Here is a 25391-nt window from a genome sequence, read left to right as displayed (position 1 = left end):
TTAAATTATAAATCTCAATATATTTACAGTAATTAATCTTTATGTTATTTTTATAAAGATAATATAGATTTAATTAACCATTCGTTTCGAAAGAAGGGATTTCCATGCAACTAGGGATCGACAATTCCTCATTAGTTGTTTATGAAGCACTAGCCAGCGAAGTTCGCATCAAGATTATTCAACTCCTCAGCAAAAATAAAATGAACATTAAAGAAATTGCCGAGGAATTAGAAATCAGCAGTGCTATTGTGACAAAGCATATAAAAAAATTAGAAGATGCTGGTTTAATTAAGACAGAAAGAGTGCCAGGAAAATCTGGACTGCAAAAGATTTCGATTTTAAAGGTCGATCATATTGAAATAAATTTTCCCAAAAAGATATTTCACTCGTTTGCATCCTATGAAACTGCTGTGCCAATTGGACATTATACCGATTATGATTTAAAGCCGACATGTGGACTAGCCACGGAAAAAGAATTTATCGGCCGTGTCGATGAGCCCCGCTACTTTATGGATCCAAAGAGAATGGATGCAGAAATTATTTGGTTCACTCAAGGGTTTGTGCAATATAATATTGCCAATTTCTTGAAAAAAGATGAAAAGCTGCAGCAATTTGAAATTAGCTTGGAAATTTGTTCTGAATTCCCATTCGCCAATGATGTATGGCCGTCAGATATTACCTTTTCATTGAATGGAATTGAATTAGGAACATGGAGAAGTCCTGGAGATTTTGCTGATACAAGAGGAAAGTTCACTCCTGATTGGTGGCCTCATAATATCAACCAGTACGGGCTGCTCAAAACTATCCGCATCACCAACCATGGCACATATATCGATGGAGACCCTATGTCAGGCATCACAGTCGATGATTTAGATACAAGCACAGACAGATGGACCTTCCGCATAGAAGTGAAGGAAGATGCCGAGCATGTCGGGGGCGCGACTGTATTCGGGAAAAAATTCGGCAACCATGACCAAGATATTAACTTTAAATTGTATTATCTATGAAAAAAACCGCCTTTTTTGGCGGTTTTTTTTTCATCAGCTCACAAGCTTTACAAGCATATGAGCCAGTTTATGCTGTTCCTCTTCATTTCCTGCTTTCCAAAGCTCTTGAAGAAGTTTTTCCTCTCTGTTGCGCGGCTCCTCTTTTGCAGCTAAAAAGTCTCCTACCTTCTGGGCAGCTTTTGCAATCTGTTCTTCATTTAAGCCTAGCTTATCTGCTTTTTCCACCTTGTCGGAAAGGTATTCCTTAAATCCTTCAAAGCTTGATAAAATTTCATCCTTTTTTTCACTACTCATATTCTGAAGCTTATCATTTACTTTTGTTTCTACTTTGTTTTCCATTATGACTCACTCCTTTTCTAGTGTTAGTTTCTATATTCCCAATGTAAGCCTGTTAAAACTATTATTATTTTATTGGAATATATTACTATCTACTAGAAATTTAGCAAGACCAATGAGCCGGTTTAGATAGTGTGCGAGGAATCTTAGTATGACTATCTCCTTTTGCGGCATTGAGCTGAATTTGAGTCAGAAAAATACTGCCAGTTAAATCAGCTCCCCTAATATCAGCATCGCGTAAGTCAGCACCAATAAAATCAACATTTCTTAAATCAGCATTTTGTAAGTCTGCTGCGATTAACCATGCACCTCTGAAGCTCTCTCCCCGCAAATTTTGATTGCGCAGATTCGCTCCGATCAGGTCGCTCCCTTTTTTCTTTTTCCGTCCTTTTTGAAGCTTGGTTTTTTCAGTCACCTTTTGTCTCATAAGCTCACTCACTTGTTTTAGAAGCTCATTAACCACAGCCCGATGTGCAGGAATATATAGCTCCATAATCTCTGCTGGCTCTAATTCCGACAGCCTTTTCGTCTCCTTAAAGGCATTTGTAAGCTCTGCTTTTAATCCTATTGCAGATTTTAGCTGAAGTGCTTCATCTAAATAGCAAAGCATTTCATGCAGCTGCTGCATGATTGGGAAAACCTTGAACATATCCTTTGCAACAGCGGGGGAATCCCGCCAAGTCACTCCCTTGAAGGTGAACTGCGAAACCTTCTGACCGGCACCAAAGCACTCGAATACTGTACAGCCTTTATAACCTTTCGGGCGGAGATGCTGGTGAATGCCGCACAGGTAATCTTCCCCGAGATTTTTGCAAGGCTTCCCTCCTTCCTTGTCTTCTGCAAACTCCGCCGATTTACCAAACGGCAAAGCTACACAGCATAAACCAAAACAGTTTTCACAATCTGGCTTATATGAACTATAGTAATCTATTTTTTCCTGAATCCCACTTTTCATTTTTCCACTTCCTAATAATCTACTTTCTATTAGCCCTAATGCACTTTTATTCAAAAAGTGCTATTGGTGGTTCCTTTCTATACATATGAACAAGCATGGCATGTAATTGGCCACGATGATGATAAATATGAGCCAGTATTTCCAACAGCCACTCATACCGCGTATAAACCGTGCCCCAATACGACTTGATTTGCTCGAATAATTGCTCATCAGAAAAGCCTTCATATGTGCTCTTGAGCAATAAGAATGAATGATCAATAGCTGCCTCCATTTTTGAGAGACTGCTAAGTTTATGTTCAACATAAAAACTCTCCATCTCCTCTTTTGACATGCCAGAGGCAATCAATAAATCTGCCTCACATATCAATGAAAGATGCTCTAATAATTCGCCAATGGAGAACTTCGTTAACGTAGGCCTAAAAGTAAGGTCTTCCTCACGTAAAGACATCATCAGTTCCTTTATTGAATCGACCGCAATCCGGATTTGATTTAAGGCTGCTCCACAATATTTATTCATGCCTTTGCACCTCTGCTACAACTCATACTCCATATTTTTGGCTGTATTTATCGCTGCTTCCTTTCCATAAAGCCGGCTAATAAGATGAAAGGACATATTAATACCGGCTGCTATCCCTCCTGATGTAATGACGTCGCCTTCATCGACAAACTTGACACCGCGCTTAACCTTTACAAGTGGAAACTCTCCCTCCAGCCTGTCTATGTCCATCCAATGAGTTGTTGCGCTTCTGCCATCCAGTAAGCCTGCTTTAGCCAGCAGCAGTGCACCTGTGCATACAGAGGCCATCACTTCTGCCTGAATGGATTGCTGCTTTATCCATGCAATGACATTTTGATTATGTATTTCATGGACTTCAGCACCTTTTCCACCTGGCACAATGACAATATCAACCTGGGGATGGTTTGAAAAGCTGTAATCAGGCTTTACTTTCAAACCATTTCGAGCGTTAATAAGCTCTCCTGTCTCTGAAATGGTCACTACATGAAAGTAATGATTATCATGCTCTTCTGGTGGGGCATATAAGGAAAAGACTTCATATGGTCCGGCAAAATCAAGGACTTCCACTTCATTAAATAAAAGAATACCTACAGTTCGCTTCTTCATGGGAAAGATTTCTCCCTTCCTAAGTCTTTAATACTTCAACATTTGACAACTATTTCCTTCTTTTTTAGAGCTATTTTTCTCCTTAAAAAAACCCTTCCTTTAAGGAGGGGATTGTGCTTAAATATGTCTTCGTTCAATAAGCCGTATACCTATTCCCAGCATTAATGTTCCCATCAGTAAAAGAATGCCGACAGGATACAGCAACTCCATTGGTCCTGCACCGTCAATTACACCTTTCTTCAACAGCTCCATCCCATATGTGACAGGCACAAATTTGGACAGCAACAGCAAAAAGTCAGATGTAACGATTTCCAGTGGCCAGTATGCTCCGCCCAGCATCGCAAAGCTCACTGCAATCAAGGGAATAAAGGCATTAAACTGACTTACTGTTTTGACTAGCCCTGTCAGCAGAATGGCTAATGCAACAATCGCATATAAATACGGAATAACAGCACCGAACACTACGGCAAAATTACCATTGAAGTCAACACCTGTACCGAATTTAAATATATGAAAAATAAGCATTATTTGTAAATATCCTAACAGAAAGCTGAAAAGAAGATGGCCGAGATAAAGCTGTGTTTTGCTTGTGGAGGACAAGATAAATCGGTCCCATATGCCGTTCTGTTTATCACGCAATATTTCTACAACCGTATTTGCTACGGTGTATATACTAAAGAATAAGGTAAATCCAAATAATGCTTGAAGAGATTGATCATAGCTGCTCTCTTCCTGTGATTTGGCAAATTTTATTGGCAGCAGCGGATTTTCCGATATTTCTGCTATTTTTCTCTCCGCTTCCTTTTTATCCTGGGCGCTGCTGAAGATTTGTGCTTGTTTAGAATGATTTTGATAATATTCTTCTAAATAGCGGTGCACTGCCATTGAAGTTTCCGTTTCTGCAGCCTGATAAATGGTATATGAATCGTCCTCCAGCGCTGCCCCAAGATCTGCCTTTCCCTCTTCAATTTGTTCCAATGTTGCTTTTTCAGATAATAATTTAAACTGAAAGCTGTCACTTTCATTTAATTCTTCTACTATTTCCTCTGCTTTTACAGTATCCTTAGCAAACACAGGTATCTCTACCTTTGTGAATGAGCTGGAGCCGAGTAAATAAGCAAAGACAGCACAAATAATTGCGGTAATGAGAAACGACCCAGGTCTGCGCAGAAATTTTCTGAATTTCCCCCAAAGTATCCCCTTCATGCTAAAGCACCTCTTTTCCTCATCAATAACACAACTGAAACAAGCAGTAAGATACCGCTAAAGAGGAGAATCGCTTCCATTTGCCCAGCTATATCCATCAGGCTGTAGCCTTGATATACTTTTAAATAGGCTGTAATTGCAGCCCCTAATGGAGAAAACTCACCAAGTGTCTCCATGAATCCCCCACTAGCACTCAAATCAAAATAACTTCCGCCAGCAAAGGCAAGGATAGGAATCAGCATATTAGTAAACAATGTAGGCACATTGTTGGAATTTGCTCGGAATGATAAAGCTGCCGTAAACACAGCGAAGCTTGCTGCCAGTATGTTCAACAAGAATGTCACAACAAAATAATGAATAAAGCTGGCAAACACAACATCATATACTAATGCAGATAATCCAAATAATAAATGCAGCTGTATAAAGGAAAGGGAAAATGTTGATACAAATATGCCAAAGAAAAAGGTATATGGCGACACATTTGCCAGAAGGATGCGCTGGTACATATACGACTCTTTCTGCTGGTAAGCAAAGCCTGCTACAGTAGAAGCTACAAAAAAGACAAACATGACACACATTCCTATCGCATAATAAGAAAAGGAATCCACTACTTTTTTCTTCGTGACATTTTCTAGCTTTCCGACAGCAGAGCTATTTGTCGGTGTATACTCACTGTTCAATTCGGCAGATATATTCATATAAGAGAGCTCTTTCTGATAGCTCACCAGTATATCTTTTAACACAGTCGCTGCCAGAGATGTGCTGTCTGTCTCTTTAAAGCTCCACTCTGCAGAAATTTCTTTGCCATAAAGTAATTTCTGATAAAACTGTTCTGTAAAGCCCGATGGAATTGTCAAAATCCCTGTATACTCACTTTCCTCTGCTGAAGTACTGTTTTCTTCCTCAACTACGGTCATGGTTACCAGTTTCTTTAGTTCTTTATTTTCTTTTATCTCATGCATAAAAGTTGAAACAGGATCTACTGCATAAACAGTATCCATTTGCATCTTTTTCTCTTCCGGACTTACAGTGGAAGCCTCTATTTCAGATACTGTCTCCTTTTGAGCGTTTACAGTATCGTCTTTTAGGACGACCAACAGCTTTGCATGTAAGCTGCCAGACTCTTCTCCTCCATCCATGATTGTGCCCAGTGCACTTCCTAATATTGTAATTAATATAAAAGGCATTAAGAGGAGAACCACCAGTTCCCTAGGTCTTCTCCATATCATCAGAATTTCCTTTTTTACCATATGCCAGAACATGTACTCTCCTCCTAATCCCGAAGCTTTCTCCCTGTCAAATGCAAAAACACATCCTCCAGGCTTGGTGTTTCAATATTGACTGCAAGCACATTCACCTCGTGCTCCTCTGCCAGACGGAAGATATCTTTCAATAGCTGGATTTCCTTCGGCACAATTATAGTAATAGTTGATTGATTAATAGAGAGCTGCTGAACATTAGGCAGATTCCTTAACACCTCCACAAAGGGATGCTTAATCATTTCGACATGAATATTAATCGCTGTTTCTGCAGACAGGATATTTTTGATTTCCTCCTTTAAGCCTGAAGCGATAATCTTGCCATGATCCATAATGTACAACCGATTGCATAGGTATTCTACTTCCTCCATGTAATGGCTCGTATAAAGGACCGTAATATTCTTTTCATTGTTCAATCGCTTTACTGTCTCTAATATGTGATTTCTCGATTGAGGGTCAATGCCGACTGTCGGTTCATCCATTATGATAATTTCCGGCTCATGAATAAGGGCTACCCCGATATTTAGCCGTCTTTTCATTCCTCCGGAAAATGTCTTCACAAGGTCCTTCTGTCTGTCCTTCAATCCAATAATATCCAGCACTTCGTCCACCCTTGACTGCAGCACACTTTTAGGAATTTTGTGCATCTTGCCAAAAAAGATCAGGTTTTCTCTTGCCGTCAGCTCCATATACAAGGCGATTTCTTGCGGGACAACGCCAAGTATTTTGCGCAGCTTTTCCGGTGTCTTTAATATGCTTACATTATGCAGCCGAACATCACCGCCGCTTGGCGCAAGGAGGGAAGAAATCATCGAAATTGTCGTTGATTTCCCAGCACCATTCGGACCAAGAAGACCGACTGTCTCTCCCTTTTCCAAATACAAATTAACAGAATTGACCACTTTGTTATGTTTAAACTGTTTGGATAAATCAATCACTTCAAGCATTGTCATCATCCTTTCTAATGACAGCATAATGTTTTTACAAGTTTTTTCCTATACCTAAAGGTCATTTTATGTGCTGCTTACTAAGTGACTTAAGTCATTTTTTTCTCCATAAAAAAACGTCCCTATTATATAGAGACGTTTTTTAGGCTGATTTAGCCTTTTGCCTGCATTTCCTTTGTTGGTCCAAGTACACCTGGAACAGGCAGGCCAGCTTGACGAAGCAGAACCGTCATTTGTCCTCTGTGATGAACTTGATGTTGAATCAGCAATCCAAGAACAGAACCTTTTGTCATCGGTTTTCCAAACTGGTCGACTGTTTCGCTAAGTGTTTCATCTGTTAAAGACTTTGCAGCTTCAGCGATATCAGCTGCAATCGTTTTGTAAGCTTGTACTATTTCAGCTGCAGTGATATTTTCTGCTTTTTTATCTGTAGCAGGTCTTACCTTAATACCGGCAACTCCTGCAAAAAAAGCAGGACTTGTAGCTAAATGCCAGCCAAGCCAGCCAAGTGTGCTGTGACCCTCAACTATTGCCTGACCTAGCTTCTCATCTGTAAGTGACTCTAATACTTGTACTGTTCCGTGAGCAGAAGCAGTCCAGTCTGCAATAAAATCTTCTGTTTTTCTGTACATATAAACACCTCTTCAACATTTATGTAACACACTAAATCATCATAACATTTTTAGTTCTGTTAAACCAAAACTATGGCTATATAAGGTCATTTTTCACAGCAAAGATAGCCAATTGTGTTCTATCCCTTAGTTCAAGCTTCTGCAGGATTTGTGTAAGATGATTCTTTACCGTACCGACAGACAAAAACATATTTCCTGCTATTTCTTTATTGGTTTTCCCAAGTCCGACATGCTTAACGACTTCTATTTCTCTTTCTGTAAGGGTATCAATTAGGTCTGTCTGCATATAGGGTCTCGTTTCCTTCAGCAGCTTAGGCATGACCTTTGCTGCAACGTCGGCATGTATGCTCATGCCCCCAGCAAGACAGCTTTTAATGCTGTTAATAAGGGCAGCACTATCAGCGTTTTTCAGCAAAAACCCATTTGCTCCTTCTCGGAAAGCCTTAATTGCATACTCCTCATCATTGAAAGTAGTTAAGATTAGTATCTTAATATGCGGATAGCGCCCCCTTATTTGCTTTGTTGCTTCAAGTCCATCCATAACAGGCATGCGGACATCCATTAAGATAAGATCTATGGCAGGAACAGTTTCAAGCAAACAGAGCGCCTCCTTGCCATTCTCCGCTTCAGCTGCCACCAAAATATCAGCATCCTGTTCAATTATCATTTTCAGTCCATTCCTGACAATTGCCTGGTCTTCTGCAATCATTACGTTAATCATTTTTTTATCTCCTCTGTCGGCAGACTTCCTGCCAAGATAAACTGTTGATTCAGCTGCTGGATGGCAAGCTTTCCTCCCGCTTCCTCCAGCCTTCTTGACATGTTGTCAAGACCGAACCCTTTGTGTATGGGATGCTTATGGTTAAAAGCATTTTTTATTTCAAATGTAAGGTGGCCGATTGGCGACACTCCAATTGAAATAAAAACATCTCTCGTGCTTCCATACTTCATTGCATTTGTCAGCCCTTCCTGGATCGTCCGATAAAGAACTGCATTTTTCATATTGCTAAGCTGTGCGTGAAGCGCTCCTTGTTTAGCTGTAAAATGAACATGGACAGCATTCTCACTTTCCAGCTTTTTGATTAAATGAACAAGTGCGGAAATCCCCTGAAGTTCCTCTGCCTGCATGAGGCGGACAGCTCTTCTCGTTTCCTCCAGACATTCAGAGGCTATTTCCTTAATGATGGAATAAGAACTGCCAGGAAGTTCTCGGCGCATTACTTCAACCTGCATAACAAGCGCTGTCAGCTTATGGCCAACAGCATCGTGCATTTCCCTTGCTATCATTGTTCTCTCTTCCGCTCTCGCAGTCCTTTCATTCTGAAAAGCTCTCCGCTTATGCACCCTGAAGTCATTTAATAAGGAGGCATATGCTTCTCTAATATGCCTATACTCTCTGTTCGTTTCGCCAAAATAGTAAAGCACGAGCCCTGCAAATCCATTTACAGCAAGCACAAGCAAGAGTGGATAATTATACAAAGCATATCCTGACAAGCAGTTCAAGCAGGAAATCACAAGGAGCGCCACACCGCTAATTCTTCCCGCCATCTCCTGATTCATTTCCAGTATGTAAAAGAAAGATAGTGCATAAAGGTAAAGAGGATTTTGGCCCTCTCCAAAAAAGATTAACCCTTGTATCCAAACGAGAAGAGCCAAATAGATAAAAACCTTTCTGCGAAGAAGGGGTAGAAGAAAATAAAGAGCAAGCAGGATGCTGCAGGAAAATAAATAGATGTAAAATACATTTTTGTTTTCATACGATGCAAATAGCGCCCCTGCCCACATAGAAATTAATAGCGCAAGCTTTACATAAAATGATTGCAATAAACTCTCTCCCATTCACGTAATCTACTGATAACTTACCAGATAATTCTTTTCATGGTCAATACTGGAACAAAAAGAAGGCTCTGCTTTTTTTGTTAAGCAGAGCCTTCCTTAAACATTATAACGCAGCATACCCAATATACAATACAAGCACAAGAGCGACTGCAAACTGCCCCCACAGGATTCTGACCTTTCTCTCCTGTTCAAGCCGGACCAATATCATCTCCATCATGCTGATGACCCAAAACCCGACAAGTGCCTTCAGCATGTACAGGGCAGTAAAAGTTTCTACACGAAACAGCATAATAGCACCGGAAACAATGATAAAGATATACAAAAGCCTTGCAATCATATGTACGATTTTTCTCGTTCTTTTTTGGTCTGTTTTTCTTAAAAACAAGACTGCAACAAAAAGAACTAATGTGAGCATCCATGAAATAAAGTGGATTTGGCCAAACATATGCCCACCTCCTTCTTTCATAGGATGCACGTTTCTTGCTGTTTATAAAATGGTTTCCGTCAAATCTTATCCAACCGTGTTGCGCAGCACACCGATTCCTTCTACTTCTATTTCTATCGTATCGCCAGCTTTCAAAAATCGCGGCGGTTTGAAGCCTTTGCCGACTCCAGCTGGTGTTCCAGTTGCAATCAAATCTCCTGGCTCAAGCGTCATGCCTTTTGATAAAACACTAATCACTTCTTCTATAGGAAAGATAAAGTGAGCTGTATTGGAATTTTGTCTGACTTCTCCATTGATTTTAGTCGAGATATTCAATTTGTTTGGATTTGAAATAGCTGATTTCTCCACAATTACTGGTCCAAGCGGTCCACTGCCATCCAAGCTTTTTCCGATGAAAAACTGCTTATGCCTTGCCTGCAAATCCCTTGCGGTAATATCATTAAGAATCGTATAGCCAAACACGTACTCCAACGCCTTATCCTGTGGAATCGCCTTACCCTTTTTACCGATGACTACGCAAAGCTCTCCTTCATAGTCCAGTTGCTCTGATACATCTGAATGATCAGGAACTGTTTCATCTGGTCCGATTACAGTAGTCGGGGCTTTCGTAAACACCATCACATGCTCAGGTATATCATCCTTACTCCCCATCTCAATTGCATGCTCCTCATAATTCTTCCCTACACAAAATATATTTTTCCTTGGTGTTGGTATTGGTGCAAGGAGCTTCACTTCATCCAATTCAACTAAATTGCTGCTGTTCTCATTGGCCCAATTAGTCGCCTCTCTTGCTTTATCAATAAAGTCATTTCCCATCTCTATACATTGAATCAAGTCATCTGGAAAAGGACGGCTGCCTGTTCTCTGTTCTTCTGCATCATTAAGCGGAATTATCGTTTTATTCTTCTCATTTAAAACCGCAACAACTTGTCTGCCTTGCAGTAATACTGTCGCAAACTTCATACTATCTCCATCCCTTTGCAAAAGATTTATAGTTTAATATTTATGTTAATTATAAACTTTCAGATAATACTATTCAAATCTATCACATTAAAGTGGAGCAACAGGCATAGGCCAACCTTGCTGTTGAATAGGCTAAAAAGAGAGAAGGCTAACAACTGCTGGGCTAATGTATCACACTCCACAGAACCCCCACATAGAATGTTAAGAATCTTATGTAAAGGATGTTGATTATGCCAGCTATTGTAGGAGTCGCACAGGTTATTTCCATAGGAAGCAGCTCCATCTTTAATATTGGCGATGTCTATAAAATCATGCCGATTTCTAATGCCAAAACATTCTCTGGTTCCGGTTCCTTCAACACTGGTGATGGGTTGAATATAACTAACTACCGAAGTGCCACGAACACAACAGACAATGATGGCATTGATCAAGGAAATTTCCTGAATGCTTAAATTGATTTTCTGACTTTGAAAAAGGTGATAATGATGAATTTTTTCATTCAACAATCTATAACAATAAACACCATAAAAATCGGCGGTATTACAAACTCTTCCGTTTTTCAGATTGGCAGCTCTGGTATCATAAAGCCTAATTCTTATCTATATAATACCGGAGGCTTCACCGAGGCTGCTCCAAGTCCCGTTGAAGAATCAGAGCCGTTTACTGGTGTTAATGTGGCAGACGACAGTGTCGTCATGTCACCTTCTGTTCCATTGACAGCACCTTAAAGACAGATGAAGGAGGTACGAAGGATGTCCCAACAATTCTACCATTATGGCGATCAGATGCAATCCTATCTGCAATACCTGGAAAAAAGAATCGTATCATTGGAGCAAGCTGTCACCGAAATGACCAAAGAAATAACCGAACTGAAAAACAGGCCTTCCGTTCGAGTCGATCGCATTGAATACAGCTTTGATCAGCTAAAAGTGGAAACATTGGATGGGACGCTGAACATCGGTTTAAATCCAGCAGATTTGCAAAAAATCGAAGAACTGGCAATTAATCCAGGTAATTCTGTTCAGCCTGGCGGTCCTTTATATCCAATAGACCCTAAACAAATGATGACAAGATCGATGGAACTGGAAGAAACACTCCTCTCCTATATCCAGCTTGAGCTTCCTGAGATAATTGTCCAAAAACAAGCCGAACTAGGCTTGGAGGAGGATGAAGCTTATATTTCCTTCATTCAGGAAGATGTTACAAAGCAGCTGCCTACAAGAATCCAATATTATTTACAGCAAAGAACCAGCGGTGAAAAAGCAGAGGATACACAACAGCAAAATGAAACGATTATAGAAGCATTAAAGCAGGAAATTGAAAATGGTGTCAAAATATTCTTAAGCAATATTCCAGACAATATGAAGGGAAGGAACAAGGAATGAACTTTCAGGTTTATAATAGAGAGCTGGCAGTTGGTGATATTAAAATCATCGGTGTATCAAGTTCATCTGTCTGCATTGTCGGCGACGTTCAGACAATTCAGCTTGCGTCCACTTTTGACACACCTGCAGAATCACTGATTATCGGACCATTTGTCCCTTTGTTCCCTAAAGGATAAATATGCTTACAAGGACTTCTGTTGTTAATCATATACGTCTAAATATAGCATCATTTTCATCTACACTAGAATTTGGTGATATCTCTTTTTATCAAGCGTTTTCGAGGGCACTTGCTGTACAACGAGAGAAGAAGATTTTCTTCGGCGGAGAAGGTTCCTTTGACCAATATCCGATTTTTTCCGAACCAATTCCCATTCCTCCTATCACTGAGAGCATCAATATAATGTACCATCAAATAAAGCCGGTTATTAAAGTGAAAAACCTTGATATTACTGCCGTCTCAGCCTCATCCCTGCTTCAAGTCGGAAGCACCCGTCATATTTATGCAGAAACGAGGATAAAGCATATAAGACAGCTAGAGAATCACTCTGAGGAGTTAAATAATCAAACTATCATCCCCCTTGAGGAAATACATTCATCACCTGGAACCGCTATTGTTAACGGCAGATGATTTTTTTGGTGCCAGGCTACTATATAAATAAAGGAGGAGGTTCTTTTGCCTGCTATTGTAGGACCTGTTCAAATTGTTAACGTCGGAGAAGGGATTGTTCAATTCGGTGATTCCTTGTTTATTTCCCCAAAGGGAAATTCGAAAGTCTCTTTAGGTTCCGGGGCATCAAACACTGGAGCATTTATTATTACCAACAATGGATTAAGCGCAACGAATTATGTAGACACAAGTCTGCTTGACCAGCCGACAACAGCCAATAACTGACAGACAAAGGGAAGAAGCCTCATTTTCTCCCTCTTCTGTCCTTTGATTTTTTCACCTTCTGCAATTTTGTAGAAGGCTGTTTTTTTATCCAAGCCAAATACTTCGCTATCTTAGGATCATCTTGCAGCAATTCAACCTTGTTCAATCTTACTGCCAGCTCTTCATTTGTATACAGTGCATGGATTTGTTTATGGCAAGGAATGCATAAATCAGCTGTGCCTAAGAATGCCCCGCCCATTTCCCGAGGTGTTAAATGATGGGCTGTCGTCTCTACATCTTCTCTTAAACATAACTCACATGTTCCAATTTTTTTATTCGCTTTTGCCATTTTTCTTCCCTCCTGCCTATTAGCATGTGATTTCTTACCCCAATAAATTAGCAATTCATAAAAAAACTAATAATAAAGGCTGCCCGATATAATTCGGACAGCCTTTTTGTCTTACATCGGTAAGATATTCGCTCCATCAAAGAAGAATAAATATTTTTCATCGATTTTTTTCTTAAGAATTTTCTCCAGTGAATCAGCATACAAGTCAATTTGAACACGATAGCGCGCTTCTAATACTGGCTTGGCCTCCATATATCCGCCTTTAAACCGGTCTAGAATAGAATCTGTCTTATAATCAAGCAGCACTGTGCCTTTTTCATCCTCAAAATAGACGTCGATGATACCTTGGACTAAAACTGGCTCGTTCTCTCCTTGCCAATCCTTATACACAGAGCTTGACGGATAGGCAATGTTGAATGGAATCTCACGAACAAGCTTTTTTGCATTACGCATGCGCTCTCCAAGTTCTGACTGGAAGAAGGAGACAATCTGCCCTGCTTCAATTGCCTCTGCTTGTTCTGGTGTCAGAAGCTCCTTTGTCTGCATTTCATCAACAAGCTGCCTGATACTGTCTTCTGTTATAGCTTCATCCAATCGGATATGCTGCATCACCATATGCATGGCTGTTCCTTTTTCTGCAGGACTCAGCTTTTTCTCCTGCATAAACTTCGGTCTGTTCCAAATCGTTTTGCGACGTGGCTGAATTTCTGTGCCGCTTTGTTCATCCAACCGTTCACTTTGCCTTTTCAACTCGGACACGGACTGTTTGGAACGATATAATGTGCCATGCGGGTACAAATACTTCCAGGCGAGAGTTTTTTGGATTTGCTCTTTATATTCAGAGGAAATGTCCATCACTTTTCCGCTTGTCACCTTTTCCAGCCAGCTCTCTTGTTCTTCCAAATCGTCTACAGTAAGTTTAAGAATATCTTCTTTTTGAAGAATTCGGATTTCCCATGCTGAAGGATGGACAGACACTTCTCCTTTTTCCATCCATGTTTCCAGATGTATGCCAGATGCATCCTTATGTCTTACAAGGGCTGGCCCAATCCAATCTAAATAAGAGCGGGCAGATGCTCTGTCGAACTCATTTAACAGCCAATTGGAATGTCCAGCAGCTTGTGCCCATTTTTGTTTAGACTTCTCGATATCCTTAACAGAGCCGATCAGCACTAATTTTTCCTTCGCTCTTGTCAGCGCTACGTATAGCACCCGCATTTCCTCTGCTAAAAGCTCCATTCGCTTCTTCTTCGTAAATGCTATTTGTGCAAGAGACGGGTAAGAGATTCGTTTTTGAGCATGAATATACTTTGTCGCAAACCCGAGATCTTTATCAAGCAGGAACGGCTTGCGCAAATCCATTGTGTTGAATTCTCTACCAATGCCAGCAAGGAAAACAAACGGAAATTCCAGTCCCTTGCTGCTGTGGATTGTCATGATTCGGACAACATCTTCCTGCTCTGTTAAGGCCCTGGCTGCCCCCAGGTCATTCCCTCTGTCTCTCATCCGTTCAATAAACCGTAAAAAGCGGAAAAGCCCGCGGAAAGAGGTTGCCTCGTATTGACGGGCCCGGTCAAACAATGCCCGCAAGTTAGCCTGGCGCTGATTGCCTCCAGGCAATCCGCCGACAAAATCATAAAAATGCGTATCTCTATAGAGCCTCCAAATCAAATCTGACAAAGCTCCACGCCTTGCCTCTGTTCTCCATTCATTCAATAATTCAAAGAATGGTGCAAGCATCTCCTGCAAGGCGTCATTTTTGTTAACACTCATATATGCTTTAACAGCATCATAGAATGCTCCTTGCTTCTTTTCAATTCTAATTCTGCTCAAGTCTTCTTCTGTTAACCCGACTATAGGGGAACGGAGCACAGCAGCCAACGGAATATCTTGATATGGATTGTCTATTACTTTAAGCAATGACATCATGATGTTGACTTCCGTTGATTCGAAATAGCCTGTCGTCAAATTAGCATATGTCGGAATATTAAATTGCTTTAATTCTTCCATGATGGCTGGCGCCCATGTCATCGAACGAAGCAGAATCACCATATCCTTATACATAGCTGGACGGTACGATTTCGTTTTTGCATCATATACTTCCTGCTTGTGATCGAACAGCTCTCTTATTTTTTGGGCAATCACCCGTGCTTCAAGCTGAGACTGCTCCATTTCCTGTGCATCGAATTCACCAGTCTCTCCGTCACCTTCTTCAGTCGTGGCTGCAGAATTTTGGTTAACAAGAGCCAATTCAATTGGAAAAGCAGCATCCTCTGGATAAGCAGCTCCCTTTGCCAACTCAGCATCTTTGTCATATTCAATTTCGCCGACTTTGACCCCCATTATCTGCTTGAACAGATAGTTTGTACCGTCCAAAACCTCTTTTCTGCTTCGGAAATTTCTGGCAAGGTCAATCTTATAGCCTGTATTCTCATCTGCTTGATAACGATTATATTTAGATAAAAACAGGTTTGGTTCTGCAAGCCGGAATCGATAGATAGATTGTTTTACATCGCCAACCATAAACAGATTTCCCGCTGTTTCACTGTCTGCCGTAACAAGCTGCAATATGGACTCCTGCACCATGTTGACATCCTGATACTCATCTATCAGCACTTCCTTAAACTGCTTGCGGTATTGCACTGCTGCCACAGACGGCACAAGCTCTTTTGCTTCAGGCTCACGTAAAATCTCCAAACAGTAATGCTCTAAGTCAGCAAAATCGACTAAGCCTTTTTCCGATTTCATTCTTTGGAAACGATCGGAGAAGGAAGCTACAAGTCTCGTCAATGTTTCCACATGGACTTTCATTTCTCGCATGTCTTTTATAAAACCTTCAGGCAGCCTGCCGAATAATTCACTCTGCAGCTCCTGCAATATTTTTTTCGCTCTATCTCTGACCTTTTGGGCTTCTTCAATTAAAGCAGGATCATACTCATCCCCTTTGCATGCCTTAGCTCTTGAGAATTTCAATGTTTGCATCGCGTCATACATCGTTTTCCATGAGTCGTCTTTCGCCTTTTGAATAATGTCCAAAAGATGTAAATCATCAACAAAATTGCCCGCTCTTGGCGCAGGACCGAAAGGACGCTTCGTCAATTCTAATCCATATTCCAAAAGCTGCCGAACTCCGTCCAATTGAAGCCCTATATCTGCAAGCAGCTCTTTTGCAAATGGAAGGTCTTCAATTGCCGCCGTTTCCTCGATGTCATACATATTTGCTAAAGACTCCAAATACGCCGACGGAGAAGGATTTGCCCGTGAAAAATCATACACTTCCTGTATGATTTTCTGAAGTGCATCATCACTTCTATCATTTGTGAAGGCATCAACTAAATCAAAAAATGCCGAATTTTCACTTTGTCCATATTCTTCCTCAAATAAATCTTCCACACATTCATCCCGCATCAATTGTGCTTCTGTCTCATCAGCAATGCGAAAGCCAGGGTCCAGGTCAATCATATAATAATATTTGCGGATTACTTCTAAGCAAAAAGAATGAATAGTTGATATATGGGCCTTATTCAATAGAACTAATTGTTTTTTCAAGTGCTGTGATTTTGGATTAGCATTTATCTCCTTTTCAAGCACATCTCCAATACGATGCTTCATTTCTGCCGCTGATGCATTAGTAAATGTAACAACAAGCAGCTCATCAACATTTATTGGATTATCAGAAACAATCTTGCGTATCATTCTTTCTACAAGAACGGCTGTTTTTCCTGATCCTGCCGCAGCTGCCACTAAAATATCATTTCCGCTCAAGCTGATTGCTTTCCATTGATCATCTGTCCAGGTCGCATCAAGCGGTTTCGGCGGTATATCAATACTCTTCATGTGTGTTTGCCTCCTTTCTGATCAAATCAAGTGCTTCTTCCTTCGAGAAGGTTTGCAGCTTTCGATATTGGTTTGATTCAAGACCTTCATCGAACTGACAGACAGACTTGAATGAACAAAATGTACATGGTGATTTTTCTTTTAATTGATACGGAGAAATATCAACATTGCCGCCAATTATTTTATTGCCTGTTTCCACATATTTATGGCGAACAAATTTCTGAAGGGAATAAAAGTCCTCCCTGCTTGCAACTTTAGAACGTTTCGTTAATGTTCCGTCTGTTTTCACACCTGCTGGAACAATAGGTGAATCGCCTTTTTCAAGACTGCCGTCCATCAGCTTAATAACTTCCTCTTTTCCAAGCATTAATCCATTCATCTTAAACTTTTTAAACAATTCCTCTTCGATTTCATCAAGCGTCAAGATTTTCTTGCTGCTCAAGATTGGATTATGGACATGGAAGTATAGCACTCCTGCAGGATTTGCTTCTTTATCAACAAGAATGCTGCTGTTGGAAATAATCAAATCTAAATATGTCAGCATTTGCAAAGACAGGCCGTAATATACTTCATTCATATTGAGTTCATGTGCACTTGATTTATAATCGATTACACGCAAATATACTTCATTATCAAGCTCAGCTTTGTCAACACGGTCAATCCTGCCGACAAGCTCCATTTTCGTGCCATTCTTTAACGAAAAGGCCATTGGCGGAAGCTTGCCTTTCGGCCCAAATTCCAGCTCCAAATCAATCGGTGCAAAGCCGCTGTATTTGGCATGCTCGCTCAGGATGAAAGAAGCTCTGCTAATAATCTGCTCCAGCTTTCTCTTAATATAGTGATGTCTGTTTGTGCTCAGCAATATCTCATTTTGCAATTTAGGAGCAAGCATTTCGACAGCATCTTTTGCTAGAACCTCACATTGCTGTCTCGTCAAATCCGACCACATCATATTTTCATGAAGCACTGTTTCAGCAATATATTTCAAGGCAGCATGAAATAAGTCTCCAATAGCAGGCGCCTCAAGTCTGTACACTTGTCTCTCTCTAAGCTTTAAGCCATGTGTGGCAAAATGAGAAAACGGACATGACTGGAACAATTCCATCCGTGAAACACTCGCTGTTATGCTTTCCCCATATAAATCGCTGCTCGTTTCTTCTGTGAGCTCACTCGTCCTGTTTTGATAGGTTAAGCTTGAGAACACTTTTTTCGCGATTGGCTGGAATTTAGGGTCTTCTATATAGGTGTTATAAACATCCCACCAAAAATCATAAATTTGGTAATTTCTTTTCTTCAGCTGCAGCTGGCCATTTAAGTAAGACAAGCTTGTTCTCATATCAACTGCATAATCGAGCTGTCCGAGACTGGAAAGATCCTTAGGATCAGCCATAAAGTAGAGCGTTTTTGCTTCTGGCACAAAATCGCGCATCCGTTTTACATACACAGATGGCAGCAGAGATTTGCCTTCATCATTTGCCAGCGGGTATGTTAAATACAATCTGTCAGACGGTGTTGTAAATGCTTTGTATGCAAGAAACTCTTCATCAAGCAATCTAGTTTTGCTTGTAGGTGCTAGCTTCATTCCAGCTTCTACAAGACTTTCCCTGTCACTGTCTGCAAAAATCCCTTCATCTGTAAACTTGGCAGGAAAAACCCCTTCATTCATCCCGATAACAAAGGCAGCCTTTATGGTGCCAAGCCTGGAGTTCTCAAGATCAGCAATAAGCACCTGATCTATTGCTGGCGGAACTAAAGAAAACTTAAGGGTATCAAGCCCAGCATCCAATATGGTCGCAAATTGTTTTCTTGCTATCTCCTCGTCTCCTAAAATCTCAACAAATTGATCGAGAAGGTCTATGATGCTGTTCCACGCTTGGTCGTGTTCACCTGCTTTAACAAGCTCCCCCTGCTCTTCAAGCTCCACTTTCCATAATTCCATTTTTTCTGGAACCTCTAGTTCTTCCAAGTAGAGATATAGAGCCTCACATTTTGCTCTTCCTGATTTTGCTCTCTTCAGCCTGGTGGCCAGCCGTGTAATCGGTGCAGCCAATGAAAGGCGAAGCTCATTCAGCTCCTGCTCCATTTGTCTTTCACTGTCTGTCTGTACCCCTTGATCCCATTCTAGCCCTTGAAATCTTCTATATTTCCAGCGTTCCTTGCTCGTCCATTTTTCTCCCTTTATTCCATATGCTAAGCAGTAGTTTTCTAGCTTGTCCACATTTTCTCTGATGTTGCGCTTTTGCATATGCATTGGAAACAGCAGCTCTGTCTTAATTGCCCTGAAAACAGGCTCGTACCGCCAGTTTGTTTCTATTATTTCCAAGGTAGAGCGAATCAGCTCGACAAGCGGATGGAAATGCATCGTTCTTTTCTGGTCAATAAAAAAAGGAATTTCATAATCGGCAAAGATAGTTTCTATTATATTTTGGTATTCTACCGTATTCCGGGATAAGAGACTAATATCACGATAGCGGTAGCCGTTTTTTCTAATAAGCTTTTTAATTTCCCGAGCAATGCCCTCTATTTCTGCCCTCGGATTAACGCTTTCTGCAAACAACACAGCACTTTCTCCAAAAAACGGGAGAGCTGGCCTGCTGTCAAAATGTGCCTCGATATGTTGAAGGGAGTGGTGCATATTTTTATGCACTTCAGCAAAATTTTCCTCCTCTACTTCCACACCGATTTGTCTTGCCATTTCATAAACAGTTGCGTAAGTTTCCTTTGACATCCGGAAAAGGTCTAATTCATCTGCAAAACTGTTTCGGTCAGGCTTGTCCATAGTAAAAGTAATCGTTACATTCTCACAAACCTGGATAAGCTCCTGAATAATTAAATATTCCTGCGGTGTAAAGCTGTAGAAACCGTCAATGTAAACTTCTGCTTTCTTTAAATATTCAGAGCTGTTGATTTTCTCTGCAAGGAGGCGGAAATAATCTTCTCCATCAATATACTTGCCCAGCATATTTTCCTCGAAGCTTTGATAAATAATTTCCAAATCATGCAGTTTGTCCAAAAGAGCCTTGTCGCCATCTCCAGCTCCCTCTATGTCTTGCTGCCTGCTGTCAAGCTCCTCTGGTGTAACGCAATATCTTCTGAATTCTGTTACAAGCTGTTCGACTTGTCCAATAAAGCCGTTCTTGTCTGCCACCTTCTTAAACAGGAACAACTCTTCTTTCTTTTCTTCGATAATGCTGCGGATGAGCATGCTGATTCCGACGCTGTTAATATGCTGTCTCGAGATGCCTCCAGTCTCCTGCAAAACCCTCCACGCAAGTCTTGTAAAGCTGTAAACTTGGGCACGGAACATGCCGCCAAGCCCTTCGCTCGCAGCCAAGCTTTGGTCTGACAGAAATGTCATTTGATCTGGCACTAAGTAAATAATTGGATTGCCTTCAGGATCTGCGAACAGCTTCTCCCGAATCGAATCTATACAAAAGGCAGTCTTTCCGCTGCCTGATCGTCCGGATAATAATCTAACAGACATAATTGCCTCCTCGAACTTAATTTCTCTCTTTATAATATCATAGAAACAAACGTTTCCGTATGAAAGAGTACTTGGATTCCACTTGCCAATATTTTCACGGTTATTCCATAAAAAAAAAGGCTCTAAAAGAGCCCATTCTTAAAAGGAAAATTGAGTATCACGGAGCGGCCAGTAACGTAAAGAAACTTTGCCGACTACCTGATCGATATTTATAAAACCAAAATGTCTGCTGTCCCAGCTGCCCAGCCGATTATCACCGAGCACAAACAGCTTTCCTTTCGGCACTGCTTGTTCTCCAGTAATTTCCTCAAGGGTAAAATCCCCTGTCAGCTTTCCAGCACTTACTTGACTACGGTAAGCATCCAAAAAATTCTCTTCATATTTTTTTCCGTTAATATACAGGTGATCATCCTTATACTCAATCTTATCCCCTGGAACACCTATCACCCTTTTTACATAGTCTTCTTTATCATTCGCGTGGAAAACAATCACATCAAAATGATGAAAATCACTGACTTTATAGCCAATCTTATTAACGACTAATTTATCTCCATCCTGCAATGTAGGCATCATCGATTCGCCCTCAACCACATAATTGGAGAAAAAGAATGCGCGAATGATAACAAAGATGATGATTCCGATAGCAAATGCTTTAATCCATTCTATGCTTTCTCTTTTTATTGCTTCTTTCAAATGCTATCTCCTCCATGCATTGTTTGGAACATTAATTTCCATGTTCTCTTTCTCTTTCTTTTTCTGCCGTAACATTCATTCTTGCCTCGACTCTTTTTCCTACATACCATAGGATAAAAATCGCGATTGCAACTGGAATTGTCCGTATCGGATGTGTAATCATCGACTTCAAGTCATAACCAATAAAGCTTATGGTGCTGATCATGACTAGCTTGCCTGCCACAACAGCAAGAAAATATTGTTTTACACGGATACGGGAGAGACCTGCCACAATATTTACTAAAGCCGACGGGGTGAAAGGAAAACACAGCAAGATAAACAGCGGTCCAAACCCATGTCTCTCTATCCAAACCATGAGCTTTTGCACTTTTTTATGGTTACGAATAAAGCGCAAAAGCCTCTTTTGTCCATATTTTCTAACAAGCAAAAATACGAGCAGCGCCCCTCCGCAAGTTCCTATCCATGAAAACAGGAAGCCGAGCCAAAACCCAAAGGCATTCACATTTGCCAAAATGAACAAAAATAGCGGCAGAAAAGGGACAAACGATTCTAGTAAAGGCAGCAAAATGCCTGGCAACGGACCGAACGCCCGGTAGCTCTCTATTAATTGCATGATATTATCTAGTGTAAACCATTCTTTTATTGTAGCTATATCCATAAACGAAAACTCCTTGGCATATCATTTCAAGCAGGTTTATGTTTCTCAGCAGACCAATACGAAACGCTAGTTAGCGCTAAGGTTACTTAACAAAAATCCGCTTATCGTCCCTAAATACAGTATATTTGCTTTAGTCTCCCTTTATTTAGATAAAAACTCATGTATTTCTTCTTTATTTGTGTCTATATCTACATCAAGCACAGCAGAACCATTGACTCGAAGATCTTGATAAGTCCCATCAACAGGAACTCTCAATGTCTCTACTTCTTGGTCTTTATTGCGAATTAAATCAGACCCAATATACAAGATGTCTTTTGTACTCATGCTCGTATTAATATACGGCATCATAACACCAGCCAATTTAGGGAGTTTAGCAACTGTCTGCACCCCTGAAATTTGTGAAGCAAGTGCTTCAAGGGTTTTTTGCTGTCTTTCTACCCTACCGAAATCAGAGATAGCATCATGTCTAAAGCGCACATAACCAAGCAGCTGCTTTCCGTTCAGCTTTTGCAGGCCAGGCTCCAATGTTACCCCAATATTCTCTGACATCCTCTTTTCGACGTCTATCTCCACCCCATCTGGGAATGTCTCATCAATAAGCGCCTCAAATCCTTGGAAATTGACAATTGCGTAATATTGAAGGTCTATATCAAAGTTCTCCTTGATTGTTTGCCGCAACAGCTCTGGTCCGCCAATTGTGAAAGCTGTGTTAATTCTGCCCTGACCGTTTCCAGGTATATCAACATACATATCACGCATTAAGGAAATTAGTTTATATGTGCCCTTGTCCGGATGAAACTGGGCTACCATAATCGTGTCTGTGCGGTATTTTGTATCTCCTTCTCTAGCATCACTACCTAATAAAAGGACATTAGTCCCGCCATACTGGTCTTTTTCCCCATTAAATTCATATTCAACCTTTTCTATTGCACCATTTTCCAGTGCCTTTTTTTTCCCGGCATTATATTGAACAAATATGTATACAGCCGCAAATATTATCAACAAAACAAGAAACAAGAAAAAGACTCTGCCTTTTCTCAGCTTTCCTTTTTTCTTTCTGGTTTGTCTATACTCTGATCGCTCCATCCTCCATTGTTTCCTTTCTTAGCTTTTATCTATTCTAACGTTTTATGATAAACATAAGTTTCTTTTCCATTGTTACCCTTAAAAGAATAAAATACTCTTACGTATAAAGGATACGTATTATCTATTATCATATCAGATAAATAGATATGCAAACATTTAATTTCCATATTTTTAATTACATTTAAGGAACTTAAGATGATTTTAATATTAAAAGACTCTTTTCTCATCAAAGCTTATTTCGCATAAAAAAATCGCCTGCCTATTAGGGCAAGCGATTCTTTATATTACAAATAATCAATAAACCAATTATTAATATAATTCAAACGGGAAATGCGCAATGTTGGTTTGCCGCTTCTTGATAATTCATGATTGGATTCTGGGAAGCGGACAAATTTCGTTGTCTTTTTCTGCTTTTTAAGTGCAATAAACAACTGCTCTGCCTGCTCAATTGGACAACGGAAGTCCTTTTCACCGTGCAAAATTAACAGCGGAGTTTCAATATTATTGGCGTATGCTAACGGTGAATGCTTCCATAATGTTTCGATATCATTCAAGTCTGCTTTAATTTGCCAATCAGAGAAATAATAGCCGATATCACTAACACCATAGAAGCTGATCCAGTTGGAAATCGAACGCTGTGTAACTGCAGCCTTAAAGCGATTTGTATGGCCGACAATCCAGTTTGTCATAAATCCGCCATAGCTTCCTCCTGTTACTCCAAGGCGGGTTTCATCTATGAAATCAAAGTTTGCACATGCGTAGTCAACAGCATCCATTACATCCTCATAGTCCTTGCCGCCATAATCGCCTCTAACCGCATCGACAAAATGCTGACCATATCCGTGGCTTCCGCGCGGATTAATGAACAGCACGGCATAACCATTTGCTGCAAGTGTTTGAAACTCATGAAAATAGGAATTAGCATACATTGCGTGCGGACCGCCATGAATTTCAAGAACAAGAGGATATTTTTCTCCTTCCTTATAATCAGCAGGCTTCATCACCCAGCCATGTAATTGCCAGCCGTCTCTTGATGTCAGCTCGATTGGTTCTGCTGGTGCAAAGCTATGTGTTTCTGTAAATTCCTTATTCACATCTGTCAGTTTAACTGTTTCGCCTGTTTCTAAGTTCAGGCTGTATAAATCACCTGGTTCTGTCGGTTTGCTGATTGCAACAATCGCCTGCTTTAAGCTTCCGCCAGTAGACAGCCCGTACACATGCTGATTGTCAATCAGACTTGGATAGATTGCTCCCTCCTCATTGCCAAAATAAACAATAGTATTACCATGGTCTGTCGCAAGAAAAACAAAGCTATTATTATCCTCGCCCCATAGAATTCCTGGTGTAACTGCTCCTTGCTGAAAATCTCCAATCGCAAAATCGCCGACATTCACATCCCAATCTTCTGTTAAGCAGCGGAGCTCTTCCCTGTTCAAATCATAAACCCAGATTTTATACAAGGTAGCATTTTCGTATTCTCTACCGCTGCCAATAATGCCGATTTTTTGGCTGTTAGGCGACCAAGTTACTCTTCCAAATTGGCCATTGCTTTCTGTGATTTTCTTCCATTCTTTCGTTTCTAAGGCGTACAGATATACATCCGATTCGAAACTGAAGTCTTTATCCTCACTTTCATCTGCTGTAATAGCAAGATACTTTCCATCTGGAGACCAGCTTTCTAAGTAATAGTCATTTTCTCCTGAAGTGACTTCCTTCAGTTCTGCTGTTTCTTTATTTACGATTGCGATATGGCTGTAACTGCCATTCCAAAAGCCTGCACTGTCTGATTTATATTTCATCATATCCACTTCTAATGCTTGTGGTTTCTCTTCCGTCTTTTCGGTAATTTCCTTATCCTGAAGGCTTTCCTTTTTACCAATGCTCGTTTGGAACGCAATCTCACTGCCGTCAGCAGACCAAACAGGGTTAGAAGCACCATTGCGCACAAATGTAAGCTGCTTTGCTTCTCCGCCGTTTTTGTTCAGCACGTAAATTTGGTTTTTTCCGCTTCGATTCGAAACAAATGCGATTTCCTCGCCGTTTGGCGACCATCTTGGCGATGTGTTGCGATGCTCTCCAAACGTCCACTGATAGCTTTTGCTGCTGTCCTCTAAGCTCTGATAATAGATATTGGAGTAATAAGCATCCTTGTCTTCCGAAATGCCTGTCACTACATATAGAAATCCCTTCCCATCCGGGCTTGCTTGCGGATCAACAATTGATTTTAATTTGTATAAATCCTCAGACGTTACTTTTCTCGATTCTCCCATGTCACAATTCCTCCCTTTATTAGCTATATCTTATTTCGACATTAGA

The 25391-nt window shown here is 40.6% G+C and carries 26 protein-coding genes; 7 read left to right on the top strand and 19 right to left on the bottom strand.

Annotated elements, in window-relative coordinates; translation table 11 throughout:
* The first annotated feature begins 104 nt into the window (after positions 1–104).
* A complete protein-coding gene (locus ACLIJJ_RS06040) occupies positions 105–1007 on the top strand; it encodes an ArsR/SmtB family transcription factor (protein ID WP_411410662.1) in 903 nt (300 codons plus the stop codon).
* A 33-nt stretch (positions 1008–1040) separates the two neighbouring features.
* On the opposite strand, the gene ACLIJJ_RS06035 is transcribed toward ACLIJJ_RS06040, so the two are convergent.
* The 12 genes from ACLIJJ_RS06035 to ACLIJJ_RS05980 form a co-directional block, all read right to left on the bottom strand.
* On the bottom strand, positions 1041–1346 hold the full coding sequence (locus ACLIJJ_RS06035; RefSeq protein ID WP_233316672.1) for a DUF3243 domain-containing protein: 306 nt from the start codon (positions 1344–1346) through the stop codon (positions 1041–1043).
* Positions 1347–1446: 100 nt separating this feature from the next.
* Positions 1447–2298 (bottom strand): pentapeptide repeat-containing protein, encoded by an 852-nt coding sequence (locus tag ACLIJJ_RS06030; RefSeq protein WP_411410661.1) that lies wholly within the window; start codon positions 2296–2298, stop codon positions 1447–1449.
* A 46-nt stretch (positions 2299–2344) separates the two neighbouring features.
* Complete coding sequence (locus ACLIJJ_RS06025; protein WP_233316670.1) at positions 2345–2815, bottom strand: DinB family protein; 471 nt, start codon at positions 2813–2815, stop codon at positions 2345–2347.
* Between the two features lie 15 nt (positions 2816–2830).
* Positions 2831–3421 carry a DJ-1/PfpI family protein gene (locus ACLIJJ_RS06020; protein ID WP_233316669.1) on the bottom strand — a complete coding sequence of 197 codons (591 nt, stop codon included), beginning with the start codon at positions 3419–3421 and terminating at the stop codon, positions 2831–2833.
* Between the two features lie 117 nt (positions 3422–3538).
* The gene (locus ACLIJJ_RS06015) at positions 3539–4627 is read right to left on the bottom strand and encodes an ABC transporter permease (RefSeq protein ID WP_233316668.1); all 1089 of its coding nucleotides are present in this window, start codon (positions 4625–4627) and stop codon (positions 3539–3541) included.
* Positions 4624–5889: an ABC transporter permease gene (locus tag ACLIJJ_RS06010; protein WP_233316667.1), complete on the bottom strand. Its 1266-nt coding sequence runs from the start codon at positions 5887–5889 to the stop codon at positions 4624–4626. The genes ACLIJJ_RS06015 and ACLIJJ_RS06010 overlap by 4 nt, the downstream gene beginning before the upstream one ends.
* Before the next feature lie 11 nt (positions 5890–5900).
* Positions 5901–6833 carry an ABC transporter ATP-binding protein gene (locus ACLIJJ_RS06005; RefSeq protein ID WP_233316666.1) on the bottom strand — a complete coding sequence of 311 codons (933 nt, stop codon included), beginning with the start codon at positions 6831–6833 and terminating at the stop codon, positions 5901–5903.
* Between the two features lie 152 nt (positions 6834–6985).
* Positions 6986–7465 carry a DinB family protein gene (locus ACLIJJ_RS06000; RefSeq protein WP_233316665.1) on the bottom strand — a complete coding sequence of 160 codons (480 nt, stop codon included), beginning with the start codon at positions 7463–7465 and terminating at the stop codon, positions 6986–6988.
* 76 nt (positions 7466–7541) lie between these two features.
* Positions 7542–8186: a response regulator transcription factor gene (locus ACLIJJ_RS05995; protein ID WP_233316664.1), complete on the bottom strand. Its 645-nt coding sequence runs from the start codon at positions 8184–8186 to the stop codon at positions 7542–7544.
* Complete coding sequence (locus tag ACLIJJ_RS05990) at positions 8183–9289, bottom strand: sensor histidine kinase (protein ID WP_233316663.1); 1107 nt, start codon at positions 9287–9289, stop codon at positions 8183–8185. The genes ACLIJJ_RS05995 and ACLIJJ_RS05990 overlap by 4 nt, the downstream gene beginning before the upstream one ends.
* A 118-nt stretch (positions 9290–9407) precedes the next feature.
* Positions 9408–9749 carry a YisL family protein gene (locus tag ACLIJJ_RS05985; RefSeq protein WP_233316662.1) on the bottom strand — a complete coding sequence of 114 codons (342 nt, stop codon included), beginning with the start codon at positions 9747–9749 and terminating at the stop codon, positions 9408–9410.
* 66 nt (positions 9750–9815) lie between these two features.
* Entirely contained in the window at positions 9816–10712 is an 897-nt protein-coding gene (locus ACLIJJ_RS05980) for a fumarylacetoacetate hydrolase family protein (protein WP_237940907.1), read from the bottom strand.
* Positions 10713–10942: 230 nt separating this feature from the next.
* Between ACLIJJ_RS05980 and ACLIJJ_RS05975 the strand changes: the two genes are divergently transcribed.
* Genes ACLIJJ_RS05975 through ACLIJJ_RS05950 form a run of 6 tightly spaced genes read left to right on the top strand, consistent with a single transcriptional unit; the run spans position 10943 to position 12989 of the window.
* Positions 10943–11164, top strand: a complete 222-nt coding sequence (locus tag ACLIJJ_RS05975) for a spore germination protein (protein WP_144451981.1) — start codon at positions 10943–10945, stop codon at positions 11162–11164.
* 33 nt (positions 11165–11197) lie between these two features.
* On the top strand, positions 11198–11440 hold the full coding sequence (locus tag ACLIJJ_RS05970; protein ID WP_233316803.1) for a spore germination protein GerPB: 243 nt from the start codon (positions 11198–11200) through the stop codon (positions 11438–11440).
* A 24-nt stretch (positions 11441–11464) separates the two neighbouring features.
* Positions 11465–12097, top strand: a complete 633-nt coding sequence (gene gerPC, locus ACLIJJ_RS05965) for a spore germination protein GerPC (protein WP_411410660.1) — start codon at positions 11465–11467, stop codon at positions 12095–12097.
* Entirely contained in the window at positions 12094–12273 is a 180-nt protein-coding gene (locus ACLIJJ_RS05960) for a lipocalin/fatty acid-binding family protein (RefSeq protein ID WP_233316659.1), read from the top strand. Before gerPC ends, ACLIJJ_RS05960 begins: the two co-directional genes overlap by 4 nt.
* A 2-nt stretch (positions 12274–12275) precedes the next feature.
* On the top strand, positions 12276–12725 hold the full coding sequence (locus tag ACLIJJ_RS05955; RefSeq protein ID WP_233316658.1) for a spore germination protein GerPE: 450 nt from the start codon (positions 12276–12278) through the stop codon (positions 12723–12725).
* A gap of 45 nt (positions 12726–12770) precedes the next feature.
* Positions 12771–12989 (top strand): spore germination protein, encoded by a 219-nt coding sequence (locus ACLIJJ_RS05950; RefSeq protein WP_233316657.1) that lies wholly within the window; start codon positions 12771–12773, stop codon positions 12987–12989.
* 19 nt (positions 12990–13008) lie between these two features.
* On the opposite strand, the gene hlpB is transcribed toward ACLIJJ_RS05950, so the two are convergent.
* The 7 genes from hlpB to ACLIJJ_RS05915 all read right to left on the bottom strand — a co-directional run bounded on the left by hlpB (position 13009) and on the right by ACLIJJ_RS05915 (position 25345).
* A complete protein-coding gene (hlpB, locus tag ACLIJJ_RS05945) occupies positions 13009–13317 on the bottom strand; it encodes an HNH nuclease-like protein HlpB (RefSeq protein ID WP_233316656.1) in 309 nt (102 codons plus the stop codon).
* A 111-nt stretch (positions 13318–13428) separates the two neighbouring features.
* A complete protein-coding gene (gene addA, locus ACLIJJ_RS05940; RefSeq protein ID WP_411410659.1) occupies positions 13429–17154 on the bottom strand; it encodes a helicase-exonuclease AddAB subunit AddA in 3726 nt (1241 codons plus the stop codon).
* Positions 17141–20638: a helicase-exonuclease AddAB subunit AddB gene (addB, locus tag ACLIJJ_RS05935; RefSeq protein WP_251645267.1), complete on the bottom strand. Its 3498-nt coding sequence runs from the start codon at positions 20636–20638 to the stop codon at positions 17141–17143. Before addB ends, addA begins: the two co-directional genes overlap by 14 nt.
* A 138-nt stretch (positions 20639–20776) precedes the next feature.
* Positions 20777–21331, bottom strand: a complete 555-nt coding sequence (lepB, locus tag ACLIJJ_RS05930; RefSeq protein WP_233316653.1) for a signal peptidase I — start codon at positions 21329–21331, stop codon at positions 20777–20779.
* Positions 21332–21362: 31 nt separating this feature from the next.
* The gene (locus tag ACLIJJ_RS05925) at positions 21363–21989 is read right to left on the bottom strand and encodes a TVP38/TMEM64 family protein (RefSeq protein WP_233316652.1); all 627 of its coding nucleotides are present in this window, start codon (positions 21987–21989) and stop codon (positions 21363–21365) included.
* A gap of 141 nt (positions 21990–22130) precedes the next feature.
* Positions 22131–22994, bottom strand: a complete 864-nt coding sequence (locus tag ACLIJJ_RS05920; protein ID WP_341075229.1) for an LCP family protein — start codon at positions 22992–22994, stop codon at positions 22131–22133.
* Between the two features lie 365 nt (positions 22995–23359).
* A complete protein-coding gene (locus ACLIJJ_RS05915) occupies positions 23360–25345 on the bottom strand; it encodes an alpha/beta hydrolase family protein (RefSeq protein WP_251645265.1) in 1986 nt (661 codons plus the stop codon).
* Positions 25346–25391: the final 46 nt, after the last annotated feature.

The organism is Niallia laureatilytica, from assembly GCF_046613985.1.
Lineage (GTDB): Bacteria > Bacillota > Bacilli > Bacillales > Cytobacillaceae > Niallia.
Note: the sequence above shows the minus strand (reverse complement) of the source record. Positions and strands in the feature narration are given on the sequence as shown.